The organism is Frigoribacterium sp. CFBP 13729 (genome assembly GCF_014841875.1).
Classification (GTDB): Bacteria; Actinomycetota; Actinomycetes; order Actinomycetales; family Microbacteriaceae; genus Frigoribacterium.
Genome location: NZ_JACYUR010000006.1, coordinates 108953 through 127332, shown reverse-complemented (window position 1 = coordinate 127332; position 18380 = coordinate 108953). Strand labels below are relative to the sequence as shown.

The following is an 18380-nucleotide window of genomic DNA, read 5'->3' as shown; positions in this document are numbered from 1 at the left end:
CAGTCGGCGTGGGCGGCGCGTGCGCGGGTAGCGTGACGGCATGGCCAGGGCGAGGATCGACGACGCGGCGGGCGCGGCAGCCGTGCAGGAGGCGGTGGTCGCGCTCGCCGAGGGCGGCTCGGCACCGCGGACCGTCACCGCCACCGCGGTGCGCTGGCTGCTCCAGGTGCTCGCCGACGGCGAGCCGGGGGCCACCGTGGAGGTGCGGGTGCCGCCGTTCGGCGCCGTCCAGTTCCGCGAGGGGCTGAGCCACACGCGCGGCACGCCGCCCAACGTCGTCGAGACCGACCCGGCCACGTTCATCCGGCTCGCGACGGGCGCCCTGAGCTGGGACGAGGCCGTCGCCGGTGCCCTCGTGTCGGCGTCGGGAAGCCGCGCCGACTTGCGCGGGTACGTGCCCGTGCGGCTGCCGCGCGCCTGAGCGGCACGGCGGGTGCTCCGACGTCGAGGCATGCGGCGGAGCTCGGGGACGCACTCTGGGACAATGGGGGCGTGACCCACGCACCCGACGAACCGCAGCAGCCCGACGAGGCCGTCTCCCCGGAGGCCCCGGAGCAGCCGGTCGTCGAGCCCGAGCGGTCCGCGCCCGCCGCAGCAGCAGGTGCGGACGAGCCCGAGGAGATCGCGTCGGACGACGAGGTCACCGTGCGCCGGGCCCCGAAGGTGTTCGCGTTCCTGCTGATGGGCGGGGCGCTCGGCGTGCTCGCCTCGCTGATCCTCACGTCGCTGTTCCCCTTCGACCCGGGCACCAGCCCGGCCTCGACCTACGGCTACTTCTCGCTCTGGGGGCTCACGTTCGGCGCCGCCGTGGGTGCCGTCGTCGCCATCGTGGTCGACCGCGTGTCGCTCCGCCGGGCGAAGACCCTGCGGGCCGAGCGCCGTCGCGTGGACGCACCCGAGCCTCCTGCGGTCGAGGGCGAGCTCGAGTAGAGCGTCGGGCGCGGCGCGGGTGCCGCAGGACGCTCCGCGCTGAGCCCCTCGCTGGGCCGGACGCCCCGCGCTAGGCCCCGCGTGCCGCGCGCAGCCGTGTGAGCAGCTCGGGCCCGCGGGCGTCGAGCAGCTTGCCGCCCCGGTCGACGCCGACCACGAGCAGCACCGTCCCGAGCACGACCCCGACGACCAGGGCGAGCACCCCGAGCAGCAGGCTCCCCGTGACGAGCGACGCGATGCCGAGCGCGAGCTCGGGCACCGCCAGGCCGAACGAGACGAGCCACGTCGCGTACATGCCGAGCGTCGAGGTGACCGACGCCCCGGGAGGCGACTTGAACGGGCTCTCGCCCGCGGCCGGCACGGGCATCAGGAACTTCGCCGACGCCACGCTCGACGCGCCGAAGCCCGTCAACATCACGCCCAGCCCCATGCCGAGCAGGGCGGGCAGCACCTGCCAGGCGCCGAGGACGGCGAGCGGCAGGATCGTCGCGAGCAGCACGATCGGCACGGCGAAGAGCGACAGCGTGAGCACGCGTCCCGCTCGATCAGCGCGGCCGGAGACCCCCGTCGACAGGTGCGCCGCGAACGCGGTGCCGTCGTACGAGACGTCGGCGCACAGGGTGACGGCGAGCAGGGCGGCGATCCCCGGCCCGATCGCGTAGAGCAGCCACGTGTTGCCGCCGCTCCACGCGAGGAACACGGCGAGCACGGGCAGCAGCGGGACGACGACGAGCGAGCCGCCGTAGCGCGGGTCGCGCAGCCAGTAGACGGCGGCGCGGGCCGCGACCGCGCCGGTGGGCGTGCCGGGGAACCAGCGGAACGGCCCCAGCCCCTTCGAGGTCGCCGCACGCTCCTCGACGGGAGGCGCGATCAGGGCGGACGCCAGGGCCCGACGCCACGCGAGCAGCAACAGGGCGAGGGTCGCGAGCGCGATCGCCGCCTTGGCCAGCGCCTCCAGCGGTCGCCCGAGGGCGAGCTCGCCGGGCACGGCCCAGGCGGCGCCGAGCGGAGTCCACGCGGCGACCGTCGCGATGCGCGGCAGCTGGTCGACGGCCGAGCCGATGCCCTGGCCGGCGAAGCCGATGATCGGGCCGGCGAGGATGACCGGCACGAACACGACGACGCCCATCACCTCGCGGTAGCGCCGACGCGACGCCAGCGCGCTCGTCAGCGACTCGAGCACCCGCGACGCGGCGACGCAGGTCAGCACGCCGACGAGCCCGCTGACGGGGGCGACCACGGCCGAGACCGGGTGCTGGAGCCAGCTCAGCGACGTCGCGAGTGCGGCGATCGTCGTGACGATGCCGGGGACGCCGAGCACCCCGCAGACCAGCAGGGCCACGAGGAGGCGGTCGGCCGGGATCGGGAACGACCGCAGCTTCTCGACGCTGAGGGTCTGGTCGACACCGCGGGCCAGCAGCGGCACGACCGCCCAGCCCAGCACGGCGACCGAGCCGACGAGCACCGCGGCCGTCCAGGCCCACTGGGTCGGGGCGAACGACAGGGCGACGAGCCCGGCGACCAGCGCGACGAGGATGCCGATCCCGTAGAGCCCGCCGATCACGAGCGCGACGACCTGCCAGACGCTGCGCTTGAGGCCGTTGCCCATCACCCGCCAGCGGAGGCTCAGGAGGTGCGCAACCACGACGGCCCCTCGTTGTGCTGGCGGCCGCCGACGAGCTCGACGAACCGGTCCTCGAGGGCGGAGCCGGCGCGCACGTCGTCGGTCGTGCCGGCGGCGAGCACCCGCCCGGCCGCCACGACGGCGACGTGGTCGCACATGCGCTGCACGAGGTCCATCGAGTGGCTCGACACGATGACCGTGCCGCCGCCCCGCACGTAGCCCTGCAGGATGTCGCGGATGTTGGCCGCCGAGATCGGGTCGACCGACTCGAACGGCTCGTCGAGCACGAGGAGGCGCGGCGCGTGCACCAGGGCGCAGGCCAGCGCCGCCTTCTTGGTCATCCCCGCGCTGTAGTCGACGACGAGCGTGCCCGCGGCCTCGCGCAGGTCGAGGAGGTCGAGCAGGTCGGCGACCCGGGAGGCGACGGTCTCGCGGTCGATGCCGTTGAGGAGCCCGTGGTACGTGATCAGCTGCTCGCCGGTCAGCCGGTCGAACAGGGCGATGCCGTCGCTCAGCACGCCCACCAGCGACTTCGCGTGCGTCGGGTCGCGCCAGACGTCGTGCCCGAGCACCTCGATGCTGCCCGCGTCGGGTCGCAGCAGGCCGGTGGCCATCGAGAGGGTCGTCGTCTTGCCGGCGCCGTTCGGCCCGACCAGGCCGTAGAACGAGCCGGCCGGCACCTCGAGGTCGACGCCGTCGACGGCGACCTTCTCGCCGAAGCGCTTGCGCAGGCCCGTGATGCGGAGGGCCGGGGTCGCCCCGGGCCCCGTGGAGACGGGCTCGGCGGGCGTGAGCACGTCGGGGACGGGCGCCGCCGGCTGCGGCGGGGTCGATGCTGCCGGGGTCGGTGCGGCCGGGTGGTCGGGGAGGGAGCTGTCGTCGCTCATGCGCACGAGCCTATTGACCACCGCCGACGGCGACCACCGCCGCTCGGATGACCGGCGGGTGAGCGGAGGAGCCAGGCCGGGTCAGCTGAGCTGGTTGGCCTCGACCCAGGCGAGGTACTCGGGGCTGACCGTGCCCGTCACGTAGTCGCCCGTGAAGCAGCTCATCTCGAGGTCGGTGACGTCGCTGCCCTCGATGATGGCGGCCTGCATGTCCGCCACCTCCTGGTAGATCAGGTGGTCGGCGCCGAGCTCGCGCGCGATCTCGGGGATCTTGCGGTCGTGGGCGACCAGCTCGTGCCGCGACGGCATGTTGATGCCGTACACGTGCGGGTAGCGCACCGGAGGCGCGGCGGAGGTGAACGTGACCTCGTTCGCCCCGGCGGCGCGCGCCATCTCGACGATCTCGCGCGAGGTGGTGCCGCGGACGATCGAGTCGTCGACGATCAGGATGTTCTTGCCCTTGAACTCGCTCGACATGGCGTTGAGCTTCTGGCGCACCGATCGCTTGCGCTCGGCCTGCCCGGGCATGATGAACGTGCGCCCGACGTAGCGGTTCTTGTAGAAGCCCTCGCGGTACTCGATGCCGAGCTTCTGTGCGACCTGCATGGCCGCAGGCCGCGACGAGTCGGGGATCGGCATGACGACGTCGATGTCGCCGGTCGGCGCGTACTGGGCGATCGTGTCGGCCAGGCGGTCGCCGAGGCGGAGGCGGGCGTCGTAGACCGAGATGCCGTTCATGACGGAGTCGGGGCGCGCGAGGTAGACGTACTCGAACGAGCAGGGGATCAGCCGCGGCCGTGCGTGGCACTGCTTCGACACCATCTCGCCGTCGAGCGAGACGAAGACGGCCTCGCCGGGCGCGACGTCGCGGACGATCTCGTAGCCGCCCGACTCGAGCACGAGCGACTCGCTCGCGACGATCCACTCGTCGCGCTGCCCGTCGGCGGCCTTGCGGCGGCCGAGCACGAGCGGACGGATGCCGAACGGGTCGCGGAACGCGAGCAGCCCGTGGCCGGCGATCATCGCGATGGCCGCGTACGAGCCCTCGACGCGCTCGTGCACGCGGGCGACGGCGGCGAAGATCTGCTCGGGGTCGAGGTCGGTGCCGTTGACCTGCTCTTGCAGCTCGTGCGCGAGCACGTTGACGAGCAGCTCGGTGTCGCTGTTCGTGTTGAGGTGTCGACGGTCGACGTGGAACAGCTCGCTCGTGAGCTCGCGGGTGTTCGTCAGGTTGCCGTTGTGCACGAGCACGATGCCGTAGGGCGCGTTCACGTAGAACGGCTGGGCCTCTTGCTCGTTGGTCGCCGCGCCCTTGGTGGCGTAGCGCACGTGGCCGAGGCCCATCGTGCCGAGGAGGCCGCGCATGTCGCGGGTGCGGAAGCCCTCGCGGACCTGCCCCTTGGTCTTGTGCACGTGGAAGATGCCGCGCTCGGCGGTCGCGATGCCGGTCGAGTCCTGGCCGCGGTGCTGCAGCAGGAGGAGGGAGTCGTAGACGAGTTGATTAGCTGGCTCGTGCGCGACGAGACCGACGATGCCGCACATGCGGATCTGGCTCCAGACCGTAGAGTTGGGGTTACTGCGTCAGTCTAGAGCGACACCGAACGGATGAACGAATGGCGACTCCCGCTGCCCCCTCGACCAGCGCCTCCTACGCCGCGGCGGGGGTCGACACAGCCGCGGGCGACCGCGCGGTCGAGCTGATGAAGGCGGCGGTCAGCGCCACCCACGGGCCCGGCGTCGTCGGCGGCTTCGGCGGCTTCGCGGGCATGTTCGACGTGTCGTTCCTCAAGTCGTTCGAGCGTCCGCTGCTGGCCACCTCGACCGACGGCGTCGGCACCAAGGTCGCCATCGCGCAGGCCCTCGACAAGCACGACACCATCGGGCAGGACCTGGTCGGCATGGTCGTCGACGACATCGTCGTGGTCGGGGCGCGTCCGCTGATGATGACCGACTACATCGCCTGCGGCCGGGTCGTCCCGGCACGCATCGCCTCCATCGTCGAGGGCATCGCCCGAGCCTGCAGCGCCACGGGCACGGCCCTGGTCGGCGGCGAGACGGCGGAGCACCCCGGCCTGCTCGGCCCGGACGACTACGACGTCGCCGGCGCCGCGGTCGGCGCGGTCGAGGCCGGCCAGCAGCTCGGCTCGCACCTCGTCCGCGACGGCGACGTCGTGCTCGCCCTGGCGTCGTCCGGGCTGCACTCGAACGGCTTCTCGCTCGTCCGCCACGTCCTGCGGTCGGCCGACCTCGGCTACGAGGACACGCTCCCCGAGCTGTCGGGCACGATCGGCGAGGCCCTGCTCGAGCCGACCCGCCTCTACACGTCGCCGCTGCTGCGCGTGCTCGACGACCCGGCGCTCGCCGGGGCGGTCCACTCGCTCAGCCACGTCACCGGCGGCGGCATCGCGGCGAACCTCGCCCGCGTCCTCCCGTTCGGGTCGTCGACCGAGGTCGACCGGGGCACCTGGTCGCCCGACCCCGTCTTCCGCGTGCTGAGCGACCTCGCCGGCTCGACGCTCGAGTCGAGCGAGGGCACCTGGAACCTCGGCATCGGCATGATCGCCGTCGTCGACGCCGCCTCGGCCGACGCCGTGACCGCGGCCCTCGTCGCCGACGGCATCGCGACGTGGCAGGTCGGCACGGTCTCGACCGCGGCCCGCGACCTGACCGGGTTCGAGCAGGGCGCCAAAGGCGTCGACGGCGGGGCCGTGCGCCTGGTCGGCAGCTTCCGGGCCTAGTGGTCCGCCGCTGACCCGCGGCCTACGCTGGTGTCACACGACGAGGGGGGACACCGTGGCTGACGACGTCATCGCGCAGTACGAGGCCGAGGTGCAGGCCGATCCGGGGGCCGTGGGGCCGCGCCTGGCGCTGGCCGGTGCGCTCATCGCCACCGGCAGGGGAGCCGAGTCGTTCGGCCACCTGGGCAAGGTGCTCGAGCAGGTGCCCGGCCACCCGGCCGCACTCGCGCTGATCACGCAGGCGACCTCGTCCCTCGGGGCGGCCCCCGTCACGGAGGCGCCCGCCACGACCGCTGAGCAGGTCCCGTCCGCGTCGTCGTCGGGGGCACCGGCCGCCCCACGGCACGCGGCCGGTCCGCAGGGCGTCGCGGGCGCCCCGGAGCCCGGCGTCGACGGCACCGATGCCGACGCCTCCGATGCCGACGGCACCGACGACGAGGACGACGACGGCGTCGACTGGTCGCTCTTCGAGGAGCAGATCGGCGGCGTCGTGCCCGCGCCCTTCGTCACGACCGAGGACGGCGTCGTCCACACGACGGCCGAGGAGGACGTCGCCATCCTCAACCCGGGCGGCACGCGGGTGACGCTCGCCGACGTGGGCGGCCTCGACGAGGTCAAGAAGCGCCTCAACGACAGCTTCCTCGAGCCGATGAAGCACCCGGAGATCGCCGCCGCGTTCGGCAAGAGCCTGCGAGGGGGACTGCTGCTCTACGGTCCTCCCGGCTGCGGCAAGACCTTCATCGCCCGCGCCGTCGCGGGCGAGCTCGGCGCGCGGTTCCTCACCGTGAGCATGGCCGACATCCTCTCGTCGTTCATGGGCGAGAGCGAGAAGAACGTCCGGGCCATCTTCACGAAGGCCCGCGAGCTCTCGCCGACGGTGCTGTTCATCGACGAGCTCGACGCCGTCGCCGGCAAGCGGTCGAACCTGGGCGGCGCCGCCTGGCTCAAGTCGGTCGTGAACCAGCTGCTGCTCGAGTTCGACGGGGTCTCGACGCAGAACGAGGGCCTCTTCGTGCTCGCCGCGACCAACCACCCGTGGGACGTCGACGAGGCGTTCCTCCGGCCCGGCCGGTTCGACCGCACGCTGCTCGTGCTGCCCCCGGACGAGCCGGCCCGGGACGCGATCCTGCGGCACCACCTCTCGAAGCGGCCCATCGCCGGGATCGACCTCGGCTGGGTGGTCGACCGGACGGAGGGCTTCAGCGGCGCGGACCTCGCCTTCATCTGCGACACCGCCGCCGAGATCGCCATGAACGAGTCGATCCGCAGCGGCCAGGTCGCGCCGATCGGCATGCCCCACGTGGTGGAGGCGATGAGGGGCGTCAAGTCGTCGACCACGCCGTGGCTCGAGTCGTCGCGCAACGTGGTCGAGTTCGCCAACGAGAGCGGTCGCTACGACGACCTGAAGGAGTACCTCCGCTCGCGGAAGATGCTGTGACCCAGGCCGCGCGGTGAGCGGCCCCGAGGGCCTCGACCCCGTCGAGAAGGCGGTGCGCGAGGCGCAGGTCGCGACCGTGACGAGCGGACCGGGGCGCGCCGTGGGCCTGCTGCGTGCGGCGCTCGCCGGGGCGCCCGGCGACCCGCGCCTCCTGCTGGCCCTGACCGACGCGCTCGCGGCGGACGGGTCGCTCGAGGAGGCGCAGGCGACGGCCCGTGAGGCGGTGGCCGTGCTGCCCGAGTCGGAGGAGCCCCTGGTGGCCCTCGCCCGCGTGCAGCTGAAGATGCCCGGGGGCGGCATCCGACGTGCGGCCGAGACGGCCCGGGTGGCACTGCGCCTCGCGCCGGACTCCACCCGGGCGCACCTGATCGTGGCGATGGCGGCGGGGTACGACGCGTCGGCCACGCGGGCGGACCGCGAGCGGGCGCGGCCGTCGGCGGAGGAGGCGCTCCGGCTCGCGCCCGACCTGCCCCTCGCTCACGTGGTCGCGGGCGTGCTCGACAGGCTCGACGACCCGGCGAACGCCGAGACCCACCTGCGCCGGGCCCTCGCCCTCTACCCCCACGCGCCGGAGGCCCTCACCCTGCTGGCCGGCCTCTCGACCACGGAGGAGGGTGCCGCCGCGGGGCTGCTGCGGTCGGCCGCGGCGCTGAGCCCGCTCGACGACCTCAGGCGGCTGCGGCTGGAGGCGACCGTGCTCCGGGTCGCCCACCGGGCGGCCGTCGTCGCGCCGATGGTGTCCACCGTGGCCCTGCTGGGAGCCGTGTGGCTTCCCGTCGGCGTCGGCATCGTGGGCATGCTCGCGCCGCTGGTCTTCCTGGTGTGGGGCGCCCTGCGGACGCTGAGGAAGGTGCTGGCCGAGGTGCCGCGGTCGATGGTCAGGCGGGTGCTCTGGTCCGACCGCGGAGCTCGGCTCCAGACGGTCACGGACGTCGTGGCCCCTCTGGCCGCGGCGGCCGGCATCCTGGCGCTCGGCACGGGTGACGGCGAGGGGCTGCCGGGCGTGGCGCTGGTCCTCCTCGCGTCCGTGGCCTCCGCCGTCGGCGGCACCGTGCTCAACGAGCGCGTGGCGACGGCCGAGGGGGCGATCGTCGGAGTCGACGAGGACGCCCCGGCGCGCCTGGGGGCAGCAGAGGTCGGGGCGGTGGCCGTGAGGGCCGGGCTCGTCGTCGTCGTCGGCGTGCTGTGGGCGGCGGGGCTCGTCACGAACCCGTTCGTCGCGTCCGCGGTGTGCCTGTCGCTCGCGGCCCCGCTGGCCGGCGCGGTGCTGATCGCGGTGCGTCACGGCGGCGGCTCGGCCTGGCTCCGACTCCTGTCGGCGGGGACCGTGATGCTCGCCCTGCTGCTGGGCCTCGGCGGGCCCGTCGCCGAGCTGGTCTCCGGAGACGCCGCCGAGCGGCCGGGCGGGTTCACCTGGGTGGGGGTGCCGGGCGGGCCGGAGGAGCGCGACGCCCTGCGCAGGGAGCGGCAGCGACAGGAGGAGCGCGAACGGCTGGAGGAGCAGCAGGGGCCGGGGAGGCTGCCCGACTTCGGCTCGGAGCCCCCGCGCGCACCGACGGCGGTGCCGACCGTCGAGGTGCCCGATTTCACGTTCGACTGGCCGACGACACGAGAGGGCGAGGCGCCGGTCGGGCCGTGAGGCGTATCCTGGGCGGACGCCCTCCGGGGCGCAGTCGACGACGATGTCGACACGGACGACGAAGGAGTCGACCAGATGACCACTCACACCCCCACCAGCCTCCCGGTCGCACGCGTCACCCGCGTGCCCCTCACCCCGGCTCCCCGGCGCGGCGTCTCGCCGGTGACCGGCGGCAAGCGCGTGGCGTTCTTCACCGCGGGCGGGCTCGTGCTCGTCGTCGCGATGGGCCTGATGCCCGTGCTGGGGCAGCTCGTCGGCTAGGGGACCGGGCCGGCGCCTCCTCGGCGCTGCGGCAGTCCTCGAGACGACGCGACGACGACGAACCGACGTGATCGATCGCGGAGGTTCGTCGTCGTCGCGTCGTGCTGCCGGTGCTCTTTGCCGGTGCTCTCGCGCGTCGCGCTGGGGCTCGCGCGGAGACGCCGCGCGGAGGCGGCTCGTGGGGCGGGCGCTAGGAGGTGCGGCGCGAGCCGAGCACGCAGAACTCGTTGCCCTCGGGGTCGGCGAGCACCACCCAGGAGGCGTCGGCCTGGCCGACGTCGACGCGCACGGCACCGAGGGCCTCGAGCCGCGCGACCTCGGCCGCCTGGTCGTCGGGACGGAAGTCGAGGTGCAGCCGGTCCTTGACCGTCTTGGGCTCGGGCACGCGCACGAACAGCAGCCCGGGCAGCGAGTCGGGGGTCGGCCGCACCTCGGGCTCGTCGCCGGCCTCGCTGATGTCGACCCAGCCGAGCGCTTCGCGCCACCAGGCGGCGAGCGCGTCAGGGTCGAGAGCGTCGACGACGACCTGTTCCCACTCGAGCGCCATGGTCGCGCCTAGGCGCTCTTGCTCTGGTGATCGTCCGCACCCTCGTCGAGGTCGGCGTCCACGTCGGAGTCGTCCTCGAAGTCGTCGGCCCACCGGTCGACGTACTCGTCGGAATCGCTCTTGGTCGCAAGCTCTTTTTCGAGCGCACCGTAGTTGGTGTCAGGGCTGAAGTACTTCAGCTCTCTGGCGACCTTGGTGTGCTTGGCTTTTTGACGGCCGCGCCCCATGCGTGACCCCCTCGTGAATTCGGCCCGGAAACGGTGTCGGACGAACCGGGAACTACCGACAGGTGACGTTGCAAAACTGCATCGATCTTAGCATGTGCCCCCAGCCCTGACGGCCTGTCACGGGCGGCCCCCACGGGCGTCGAGGAACGCTCGCACCTGGTCGTCGCGGAGGGCGTCGCGGAGCTCGGAGATCGCTGCGTCGTCGGGGAGGACGATGGACTGGCCGTCGGCCGAGGTGCCGGTGCCGGCGGTCGGGACGGTGAAGAAGTCGACGTCGTCGGGACGCAGGCCACGGAGGCCGGCCCCGAGCGCCACGAGGGTGCCGGCGTCGAGGTCGGCGTCGACCGTGACGTGCGGCGCGGTCGCGGCGAGGAAGCCGGTGACCCGCGTCGGGTCGGTGAGGGTCGCCCGGCTGACGAGGGTGCGGAGGACGCCTTCGAGGAACGCCTGCTGGTTCTCCACGCGCTGGAAGTCGGCGTCGGCGAACGCGCTGCGCTCGCGGACGAAGGCGAGAGCGGAGTCGCCCTCGAGGTGGTTGACGCCCTGCACGTACTCGTGGGCGGACCTGCGGTCGGACGCCGTGCTGCGGAACGCCTTCTCGCTCACCACGTCGACTCCGCCGAGCGCGGTCGTCATGTCGGCGAACCCGTCGAAGTCGATGATCGCCACGTGGTCGACGCGTGCGCCGAGCAGCTGCTCGACGGTCTGCACCGCGAGCGGGCTGCCGCCGCGCGCGAAGGCGGAGTTGACCTTGCCCTCGCCGCGGCCGGGGATCGGCACCCACAGGTCGCGCATGACCGACATCACCGAGGCGTGCTGCCGGTCGGCGTCGACGTGCAGCAGCATCATCGTGTCCGTGCGCTGGTCGGAGGGCGACCCGTCGTCGAGCGTCGTCTCGTCGCCCCGGGAGTCGGAGCCCATCAGCAGCACGTTCACCGAGCCGTCGTCCGCGGGGGCGGGCCGGTCGGCGTCGGCGGGGAACGCGTCGCCGAGGCTCGTGGTCGCGTCGTCCCACGACGAGGCCAGGCGCAGCGCGAACCCGCCGGCGGCGACGCCTGCCACCACGAGCAGGGCGACGAGCGCGAGGCTGACCCCGATCAGGGCGCGGGCGGCACGCGAGCGGGGCCTGCGGCGGCCGCGGCGGCCGCGGCCCTCGTCGCGCTCGTCGCGCTCGCCGTCGGTTGAGGAGGCGGGTGAGGAGGAGGTGGTCGCGTCGTCGTCGCCGCGGCCCAGCCCGAGGGCAGAGAGGTCGTCCATGGTGGTGCTCCGGGATGCGTCGGCGGGTGCCCGCCCGGGTGGGCAGGCTCGCCCTCGTCTCCCGAGGGCCGATCCGACGATATCTCGCAGGTGATACATCAGTCCAGGAACGGCCGCCGATGTCGAGACGATGCCCAGGCTCCGCGGCCGCGGCCTCGTCGTGGGCGAGCAGCCAGGCGAGAAGGGACGCCGTAGGCGTGGGCCCACGCCTACGGCGTCCCTTCTCGCTGCAGTGCGTCGGGCCGGCCGTGGCCTCCCGGGCCGAGCCGGGCGCCGCCGGGCCGGGCGCCGCCGGGCCGGGCGCCGCCGGGCCGGGCGCCGCCGGCGCCCTGGGCCGCCGCCCGGGGCCGGCAGCCCGGGGCCGCCGCCCGGGGCCGCCGGGCCGGGGCTGGCGCAGCCCGCGCGCTACTTCTTGCGGCGGGGGCCCGTGCCGTTGCGGGCCGCCGAGCGGGCGCGCCGGGCCGCGTCGCCACGGCGGGCGTTCCCCACGTTCTGGCCCTTGCCGGGGGCGCGCGGAGTCTGCTTCGGACCAGGGGCGTGGACCTCGCCCGAGGGGGCGGCGGTCGAGTCGGCACCGGGAGCGTCGCGCTCCGCGTCGACCACGAGGCCGCGGTGGACGGCACCGCCCTCGACGGCCGCGCCGGACCTGCCGGCCGGACCCGCGCCTCCTGCGGGCACCGACCCGGCCGACCCGGCCGGCCCGAGCGGGCGGCGCGGCAGGGGGCGGATGGGCTCACCGCGGCGGTCCTGGCCGGGGATCGGCCGCGACCGGCGGCCGTAGAGCATCTCGGACGAGTCGAGCAGCCACGGCACGAGCGAGATCGTCACGCCGTGCACGAGCATCAGCTTCTGGCGGATCCGGCGGCTCTTGTGGTTGTGGAGGGCCGCCTCCCACCAGTGGCCGACGATGTAGATGGGCGTGTAGATCGTCACGACCTCGGAGCCGTGCTCGGCCCGGTGCGCCTTGATGTACTTGATCAGCGGCATGCTGATGTCGCGGTAGGGCGACGCGACGATGCGGAGCGGCACCTCGATCTCCTGCTCGGCCCACTGCCGCTGCAGCAGCGCGGTGGCCTCGTCGTCGATGCCGACGTGGATCGCCTCGAGCGACTCGTGCCGGGCGGCGATGGCGTAGTCGAGCGCCTTGAGCACCGGCTTCTGCATGGTGCCGACGAGCACGATCGCGTGGTCGCCGTGCGAGCCGAACTGCGTCGTCGCGTCGGGCTCGATCTCGACCCGGACGTCGCGGTAGTAGCGGTTCACGCCGAGCATCAGCGTGAACAGGATCGGCATGATCACGAACACGAGCCACGCGCCGTGCGTGAACTTCGTCACGGTCACGACGATCAGCACGGAGGCGGTGAGCAGGGCCCCGAAGGCGTTGATGCCCCGGGCGCGGTAGACGGCTCCGCGGTCGGCGCAGCCCTCGCGCAGCATGCGGGTCCAGTGCACGACCATGCCGGTCTGACCGAGCGTGAACGACACGAAGACGCCGATGATGTAGAGCTGGATCAGCCCGGTGACGCTGGCCTGGTAGACGAGCAGGATCGCGCAGGCGACGAGCGCCAGGACGATGACGCCGTTCGAGTAGATGAGGCGGTCGCCGCGGGTGTTGAGCGCCTTGGGGGCGTACTGGTCGCGCGCCAGGATCGAGCCGAGCAGCGGGAACCCGTTGAACGCCGTGTTGGCGGCCAGCAGCAGCACCGCCGCCGTGCACGCCTGGATCAGGTAGAAGGGGATGCCGAACAGCGAGCCGCCGAACACGGCGCTGGCGATCTGGGCGATCAGGCTGCGCTGGGGGGTTCCCTCGCAGTCGACGAAGCCCTGCAGGTCGCAGGCGTCCTCGGCGTAGTGCACCTTCGCGATCAGGGCCACGGCGACCAGCCCGGCGAAGAGCACGATCGCGATGCTGCCCATCAGCACGAGGGTCTTCTGGGCGTTCTGCACCTTGGGCCGGCGGAACGCGGGCACGCCGTTGGCGATCGCCTCGACGCCGGTCAGGGCCGAGCAGCCGCTCGAGAAGGCCCTGAGCAGCAACAGGATGAACGCGGCCTGCGTCAGCTGGTCGGCCTGGACCGTGTACTCGGCGCTCTCGGCCACCGGCGGGTCGCCGAGGGCGGTGCGGACGAGCGCGATCACGATCATGACGAAGACGCTCGACACGAAGAGGTAGGTCGGCACGGCGAAGGCCTTGCTCGACTCGCGCACGCCGCGCAGGTTGACCGCGGCCAGGGCGATGACGAAGAAGATCGCCAGCTCGACCCGGACCGGTGCCAGCTCGGGCACGGCCGAGATGATGTTGTCCACGCCCGACGCGACCGAGACGGCGACCGTCATCACGTAGTCGACCAGCAGGGCGGAGGCCACGACGAGGCCGGCCTTCTCGCCGAGGTTGCGGTGGGCGACCTCGTAGTCGCCGCCTCCTGAGGGGTAGGCCTTGATCAGCTGGCGGTACGACGCCACGACGACGAGCAGCAGCACGACGACCGCGACCGCGACCCACGGCGCGAGCGTGAGGAACCCGAGCCCGCCGATCAGCAGGATCATCAGCAGCTCCTGCGGCGCGTAGGCCACCGAGCTCAGCGGGTCGCTGGCGAAGATCGGGAGGGCGAGGTGCTTCGGGAGCAGCTGGCCCTCGAGCTTCTCCGAGGGGAGGGGTTCACCGATCAGCCACCGCTTCGGCGACCTGGTGTCGTCAGTCACGAGCGGCGACTCTACTCCGCGCCGAGGGCCTGTCAACTCGCGGCGGGGACGGGGCATTCCCGATTCGTCAGGCGGCCGTCGAGGTGGTCGTCGGCACCGGGCCGGTGGGCGTGCCGGAGGCGGTGGTCGAGTCGGTCGAGGGTTCGGCTACACGTGTCGCACGAGGCGCGAAGAGCGGCAGCGCGAAGGCGACCATCGGCCCGATCAGGACGGCCTCGAGCGCCGTGCCGACGCCGACCTGGCCGCCCAGCAGCCAGCCGATCGCGAGAACCGTCACCTCGATCGCGGTGCGGGCCACCCCGACCCGGACCCCGAACCGGCGATGCAGGCCGAGCATCAGGCCGTCGCGCGGACCGGGACCGAACGCCGCGCCGATGTAGAGGCCGCTCGCGGCGGCGAGCAACAGCAGGCCGAGCGCGAAGGTCAGGCCCTGCGCCCACCACACCGTCTGCTGCGGCAGCACGTGCAGGCCGAGGTCGGCGAAGGGCCCGACGAGCAGTGCGTTGGCGATCGTGCCGAAGCGCGGCCTCTGACGCAGCGGGATCCAGAGCAGCAGCACGAGGACGCTCGTGAGGAACACGACGAGGCCGAATCCGAGGCCGGTCTGCCGCGCGATGCCCTGCGTCAGCACGTCCCACGGGGCGACCCCGATGCCGGCGCGCACCATCAGCGCGATGGCGACGCCGTAGAGGAAGAGGCCGACGAAGAGCTGCAGGAGACGGCGGGTGAGGAGCATGGACCGATCCAATCGGGCGAGAGGCCTGGCAGCAAGAGTCCAATCGGCCTAGTGTGGCTGCATGAGAGCTGTCGTCGCATGAGCATCGTCACGAGCGGACCGGCCGTGTCGTCGCGGGCGCTGGGGGTGCTGCTGGACTCGTGGCGCGCCTCCTCGTCGCCCGGCTACGCCGCGCTCGCCGACCGCATCCGCCTGCTCGTGCTCGACGGCCGGCTCTCCGTGGGCACGCGCCTGCCGAGCGAGCGCGACCTCGCGACGCACCTCGGGGTCAGCCGCACGACCGTCGCCGCGGCGTACGCCGCGCTGCGCGACGCCGGCCACGTCACGAGCCTGCGGGGGAGCGGCAGCGTCGTGCGGCTGCCCGACCAGGCGCGGATCCGGTCGACGCGGCCCGCCGCCGAGGGCGACGTGCTCGACTTCACCAAGGCGGCCATGCCAGCCGTCGACGGCATCGCGGAGGCGGCGCAGCGGGCTGCGGGACGCCTCGGCGCGTACCTCTCCGAGCCCGGCTACGACACCGTCGGTCGCCCGGTGCTGCGCGAGGCGATCGCCGCCCGCTACCGCGCTCGCGGCCTCGAGACGAGCGCCGACCAGATCGTCGTCACCCTCGGCGCCCAGCACGCCATCGCCCTGCTGGCCCGGGTGCTCGTCGGGCGGGGGGACCGCGCGGTCGTCGAGACCCCCGGCTACCCGCACGCGTTCGAGGCGCTGCGGGCCGCGGGCGCCCGGCTCGCGCCCGTCAGCGTGACCGTCGAGGACGGGTGGGACGAGTCGGCGCTGCTGCAGACGCTGCGGCGCACGAGCCCGCCCGTCGCCTACCTGATGCCCGACTTCCACAACCCGACCGGGGCGACGATGCCCGAGGCGCAGCGGGTGCGCGTGCTCGAGGCCGCCGCGGACGAGGGGACGATCGTGATCGCCGACGAGACGATGGCCGAGCTCGTCGTCGGGGGGCCGCGGGGCGCCTCCCCCGCCGGTGCCGGCGCTGGTGGCGGTGCTGGTGCTCGGCCGCTGCCGATGGCGGCCTACGGGCCCGCCGTCACGATCGGCTCGGTCGGCAAGTCGCTCTGGGGCGGGCTGCGGATCGGCTGGATCCGGGCCGAGCGGCCCCTCGTCGAGCGCCTCGTGCGCGCGCGCTCGGCCGGCGATCTCGGCACCCCCGTGCTCGAGCAGCTGATCGTCGCCGACCTGCTCGGCGACATGGACGGCGTGCTGGAGGCGCGCTCCCGGCAGCTGAGGCACGGTCGCGACCGGCTCGTCGCCGGCCTCCGCAGCGCGTTCCCCGGGTGGAGCGTGCCGGCGCCGGCAGGCGGCCTCACGACGTGGGTGGGCCTCGGCGCACCGGTCAGCTCGCAGCTCGTGCTCGCCGCCCGCCGGCACGGGCTGCTGCTCGCGGCCGGGCCGATGTTCGGCGTCGACGGGGCGTTCGAGCGGTTCCTGCGGGTGCCGTACTCGTACCCGGACGACGAGACCGACCGCGCGCTCGCGGCGCTCGCCGCGGCGTGGGACGGCATCGACGGGGTGCAGGCGCCGCGCGGCGCGCTCATGGCTGAGGTCGTCTAGCCCGTCGCGTCGGCGCGTCGCGGCTGCGCACCACACCCCTCATCCGGCACTACACCCCTGGAATAGAGGGTGTGGTGCGGTTTCAGGGGTGTGGCTCGACCGGCGGCCGGCCCGCTCAGCGGGCCCGCTGCACCCGCTTCTCGTCCCAGACCGGGCCGGGCGCCTCGTAGACGTCGCCGTCGCTGCCGAACACGAGGAACCGGTCGAACGACCGGGCGAACCAGCGGTCGTGGGTGACGGCCATGACCGTTCCCTCGAACCGGTCCAGCGCCTCCTCGAGTGCCTCGGCCGAGACGATGTCGAGGTTGTCGGTGGGCTCGTCGAGCAACAGGAGGGTCGCGCCGCTCAGCTCGAGCAGCAGGATCTGCAGACGGGCCTGCTGCCCGCCGCTGAGCGACTCGAAGACCTGCTCGGCCGACCCCACCAGCCCGTAGCGGTCGAGGGCGCGGCTGGCGGCCTCGCGACCGAGGCCCCGGCGCTCGTCGTCGCCCTCGTGCACGATCTCGAGCAGGGTGCGCCCGATCATCGCCGGGTGCTCGTGCGCCTGCGCGAACCAGCCGGGCACGACGCGGGCGCCGAGGACGGCCCGGCCGGTGTGCGGCACGGGGGCGAGCATGCCGCCCACGGTCGTCACGTGGCCGTCGCGCGGGTCGGGATCGGTGCCTCCGCGTGCCAGCAGCCGCAGGAAGTGCGACTTGCCCGACCCGTTCGAGCCGAGCACGGCGATCCGCTCGCCGAACCACAGCTCGGCGTCGAACGGCGCCATGAGCCCGGTCAGCTCGAGCTGCTCGCAGACCACCACCCGCTTGCCGGTGCGCGAGCCGGTCAGGCGCATGTTCAGGTCCTGCTCGGGCGGGCGCTCCTGGGGAGGACCGGCGAGCTCGAACTTGTGCAGACGCGTCAGGGCGGCCTGGTAGCGCGACGCCATGCTGTCCATCGCGGTCGCCTTGACCTTGAGGTTGCGCACCAGGGTCAGGAGCTTCTCGTGCTGCTCGTCCCACCGGCGGCGGAGCTCGTCGAGGCGGTCCATCCGATCGGCCCGGGCCTGGTGGTAGGTGCGGAACGAGCCGCCGTGGGTCCAGGCCGTGTTGCCGGCCGCCCCGGTCTCGATCGTGACCACCCGGTCGGCGACGCGGCCGAGCAGCTCGCGGTCGTGGCTGACCAGCAGGACCGTCTTGGGGGTCGCGACCAGCGCCTCCTCGAGCCAGCGCTTGCCGGGGACGTCGAGGTAGTTGTCCGGCTCGTCGAGCACCAGCACCTGCTCGGGCCCGCGGAGCAGCGCCTCGAGCACGAGCCGCTTCTGCTCGCCGCCGCTGAGGGTCGACACCTGCCGCCAGCGAGCGCGCTCCCAGGGCACGCCGAGGGAGGCGGTGGTGCAGGTGTCCCAGAGGGTCTCGACCTCGTAGCCCCCGGCGTCCGCGTAGTCGGAGAGCGCCGTGGCGTACGCCATCTGCGTCTCGGTGACGTCGTCCTCGACCAGGGCGAGCTCGGCCGCGTCGAGGGCGCGCGCGGCGTCGCGGACGGCCGGCGGCGCGATGCCGACGAGGAGGTCGTGCACGGTGCTGTCGTCACGGACGTGGCCGATGAACTGGTCCATCACCCCCAGGCCGCCGTCGATGCTGATCGCGCCCTCGTCGGCTCGGAGCTCGCCGCGCACCATCCGCAGCAGGGTCGACTTGCCGACCCCGTTCGCCCCGATCAGCACCGCGTTCTGGCCCTCGCCGACGCGGAACGACACCTCGTCGAGCAGCGGCCTGCCGTCGGCGAGTACGTAGGAGACGCGGTTGACGTCGATGTAGCCCATGGGAGGTCTCTCTGTGGGGGTGGCGG

General features: G+C 73.6%; 16 protein-coding genes. 7 read left to right on the top strand and 9 right to left on the bottom strand.

Annotation, left to right across the window (positions count from 1 at the left end; all coding sequences use genetic code 11):
• Positions 1 to 40 precede the first annotated feature (40 nt).
• Positions 41 to 421, top strand: a complete 381-nt coding sequence (locus tag IFT77_RS15010; protein ID WP_192042864.1) for a sterol carrier family protein — start codon at positions 41 to 43, stop codon at positions 419 to 421.
• 71 nt (positions 422 to 492) lie between these two features.
• Positions 493 to 930, top strand: a complete 438-nt coding sequence (locus tag IFT77_RS15005; RefSeq protein WP_192042863.1) for a hypothetical protein — start codon at positions 493 to 495, stop codon at positions 928 to 930.
• A gap of 70 nt (positions 931 to 1000) precedes the next feature.
• Here the strand turns inward: IFT77_RS15005 and IFT77_RS15000 are convergent, their stop codons facing one another.
• From IFT77_RS15000 to purF, 3 genes are all read right to left on the bottom strand, one after another.
• Positions 1001 to 2575 carry a transporter gene (locus tag IFT77_RS15000; RefSeq protein ID WP_197980887.1) on the bottom strand — a complete coding sequence of 525 codons (1575 nt, stop codon included), beginning with the start codon at positions 2573 to 2575 and terminating at the stop codon, positions 1001 to 1003.
• Positions 2557 to 3441 (bottom strand): ABC transporter ATP-binding protein, encoded by an 885-nt coding sequence (locus IFT77_RS14995; protein WP_192170454.1) that lies wholly within the window; start codon positions 3439 to 3441, stop codon positions 2557 to 2559. The genes IFT77_RS15000 and IFT77_RS14995 overlap by 19 nt, the downstream gene beginning before the upstream one ends.
• A gap of 81 nt (positions 3442 to 3522) precedes the next feature.
• Positions 3523 to 4983, bottom strand: a complete 1461-nt coding sequence (gene purF / locus IFT77_RS14990) for an amidophosphoribosyltransferase (protein WP_192042861.1) — start codon at positions 4981 to 4983, stop codon at positions 3523 to 3525.
• A gap of 71 nt (positions 4984 to 5054) precedes the next feature.
• Here purF and purM point away from each other — a divergent pair, with 71 nt between their 5' ends.
• From purM to IFT77_RS14970, 4 genes are all read left to right on the top strand, one after another.
• A complete protein-coding gene (purM, locus tag IFT77_RS14985) occupies positions 5055 to 6179 on the top strand; it encodes a phosphoribosylformylglycinamidine cyclo-ligase (protein WP_192042860.1) in 1125 nt (374 codons plus the stop codon).
• 55 nt (positions 6180 to 6234) lie between these two features.
• Positions 6235 to 7617, top strand: coding sequence for an AAA family ATPase (locus tag IFT77_RS17070; RefSeq protein WP_192170453.1), 1383 nt, complete (start codon positions 6235 to 6237; stop codon positions 7615 to 7617).
• Between the two features lie 13 nt (positions 7618 to 7630).
• Entirely contained in the window at positions 7631 to 9256 is a 1626-nt protein-coding gene (locus IFT77_RS14975; protein WP_192170452.1) for a hypothetical protein, read from the top strand.
• A 75-nt stretch (positions 9257 to 9331) separates the two neighbouring features.
• On the top strand, positions 9332 to 9517 hold the full coding sequence (locus IFT77_RS14970) for a hypothetical protein (protein ID WP_192170451.1): 186 nt from the start codon (positions 9332 to 9334) through the stop codon (positions 9515 to 9517).
• A gap of 190 nt (positions 9518 to 9707) precedes the next feature.
• Here the strand turns inward: IFT77_RS14970 and IFT77_RS14965 are convergent, their stop codons facing one another.
• The 5 genes from IFT77_RS14965 to IFT77_RS14945 all read right to left on the bottom strand — a co-directional run bounded on the left by IFT77_RS14965 (position 9708) and on the right by IFT77_RS14945 (position 14987).
• A complete protein-coding gene (locus tag IFT77_RS14965) occupies positions 9708 to 10064 on the bottom strand; it encodes a VOC family protein (RefSeq protein WP_192170450.1) in 357 nt (118 codons plus the stop codon).
• Between the two features lie 8 nt (positions 10065 to 10072).
• Positions 10073 to 10291, bottom strand: a complete 219-nt coding sequence (locus IFT77_RS14960; protein WP_192042857.1) for a DUF3073 domain-containing protein — start codon at positions 10289 to 10291, stop codon at positions 10073 to 10075.
• A 117-nt stretch (positions 10292 to 10408) separates the two neighbouring features.
• The gene (locus IFT77_RS14955; protein WP_192170449.1) at positions 10409 to 11548 is read right to left on the bottom strand and encodes an LCP family protein; all 1140 of its coding nucleotides are present in this window, start codon (positions 11546 to 11548) and stop codon (positions 10409 to 10411) included.
• A gap of 405 nt (positions 11549 to 11953) precedes the next feature.
• A complete protein-coding gene (locus IFT77_RS14950; RefSeq protein ID WP_244638865.1) occupies positions 11954 to 14218 on the bottom strand; it encodes an amino acid permease in 2265 nt (754 codons plus the stop codon).
• 100 nt (positions 14219 to 14318) lie between these two features.
• The gene (locus IFT77_RS14945) at positions 14319 to 14987 is read right to left on the bottom strand and encodes a YitT family protein (protein ID WP_192170447.1); all 669 of its coding nucleotides are present in this window, start codon (positions 14985 to 14987) and stop codon (positions 14319 to 14321) included.
• A gap of 78 nt (positions 14988 to 15065) precedes the next feature.
• Here IFT77_RS14945 and IFT77_RS14940 point away from each other — a divergent pair, with 78 nt between their 5' ends.
• Positions 15066 to 16550 carry a PLP-dependent aminotransferase family protein gene (locus IFT77_RS14940; protein ID WP_192170446.1) on the top strand — a complete coding sequence of 495 codons (1485 nt, stop codon included), beginning with the start codon at positions 15066 to 15068 and terminating at the stop codon, positions 16548 to 16550.
• A gap of 115 nt (positions 16551 to 16665) precedes the next feature.
• On the opposite strand, the gene IFT77_RS14935 is transcribed toward IFT77_RS14940, so the two are convergent.
• The gene (locus IFT77_RS14935) at positions 16666 to 18354 is read right to left on the bottom strand and encodes an ABC-F family ATP-binding cassette domain-containing protein (RefSeq protein ID WP_192170445.1); all 1689 of its coding nucleotides are present in this window, start codon (positions 18352 to 18354) and stop codon (positions 16666 to 16668) included.
• Positions 18355 to 18380: the final 26 nt, after the last annotated feature.

Coding starts and splice junctions, on each gene's coding strand:
- IFT77_RS14935 (WP_192170445.1), bottom strand. CDS start 18,354: ATGGGCTACATCGACGTCAACCGCGTCTCCTACGTACTCGCCGACGGC.
- IFT77_RS14960 (WP_192042857.1), bottom strand. CDS start 10,291: ATGGGGCGCGGCCGTCAAAAAGCCAAGCACACCAAGGTCGCCAGAGAG.
- IFT77_RS15010 (WP_192042864.1), top strand. CDS start 41: ATGGCCAGGGCGAGGATCGACGACGCGGCGGGCGCGGCAGCCGTGCAG.
- IFT77_RS14945 (WP_192170447.1), bottom strand. CDS start 14,987: ATGCTCCTCACCCGCCGTCTCCTGCAGCTCTTCGTCGGCCTCTTCCTC.
- purM (WP_192042860.1), top strand. CDS start 5,055: ATGGCGACTCCCGCTGCCCCCTCGACCAGCGCCTCCTACGCCGCGGCG.
- IFT77_RS14970 (WP_192170451.1), top strand. CDS start 9,332: ATGACCACTCACACCCCCACCAGCCTCCCGGTCGCACGCGTCACCCGC.
- IFT77_RS14995 (WP_192170454.1), bottom strand. CDS start 3,441: ATGAGCGACGACAGCTCCCTCCCCGACCACCCGGCCGCACCGACCCCG.
- purF (WP_192042861.1), bottom strand. CDS start 4,983: ATGTGCGGCATCGTCGGTCTCGTCGCGCACGAGCCAGCTAATCAACTC.
- IFT77_RS14940 (WP_192170446.1), top strand. CDS start 15,066: ATGAGCATCGTCACGAGCGGACCGGCCGTGTCGTCGCGGGCGCTGGGG.
- IFT77_RS14955 (WP_192170449.1), bottom strand. CDS start 11,548: ATGGACGACCTCTCTGCCCTCGGGCTGGGCCGCGGCGACGACGACGCG.
- IFT77_RS14965 (WP_192170450.1), bottom strand. CDS start 10,064: ATGGCGCTCGAGTGGGAACAGGTCGTCGTCGACGCTCTCGACCCTGAC.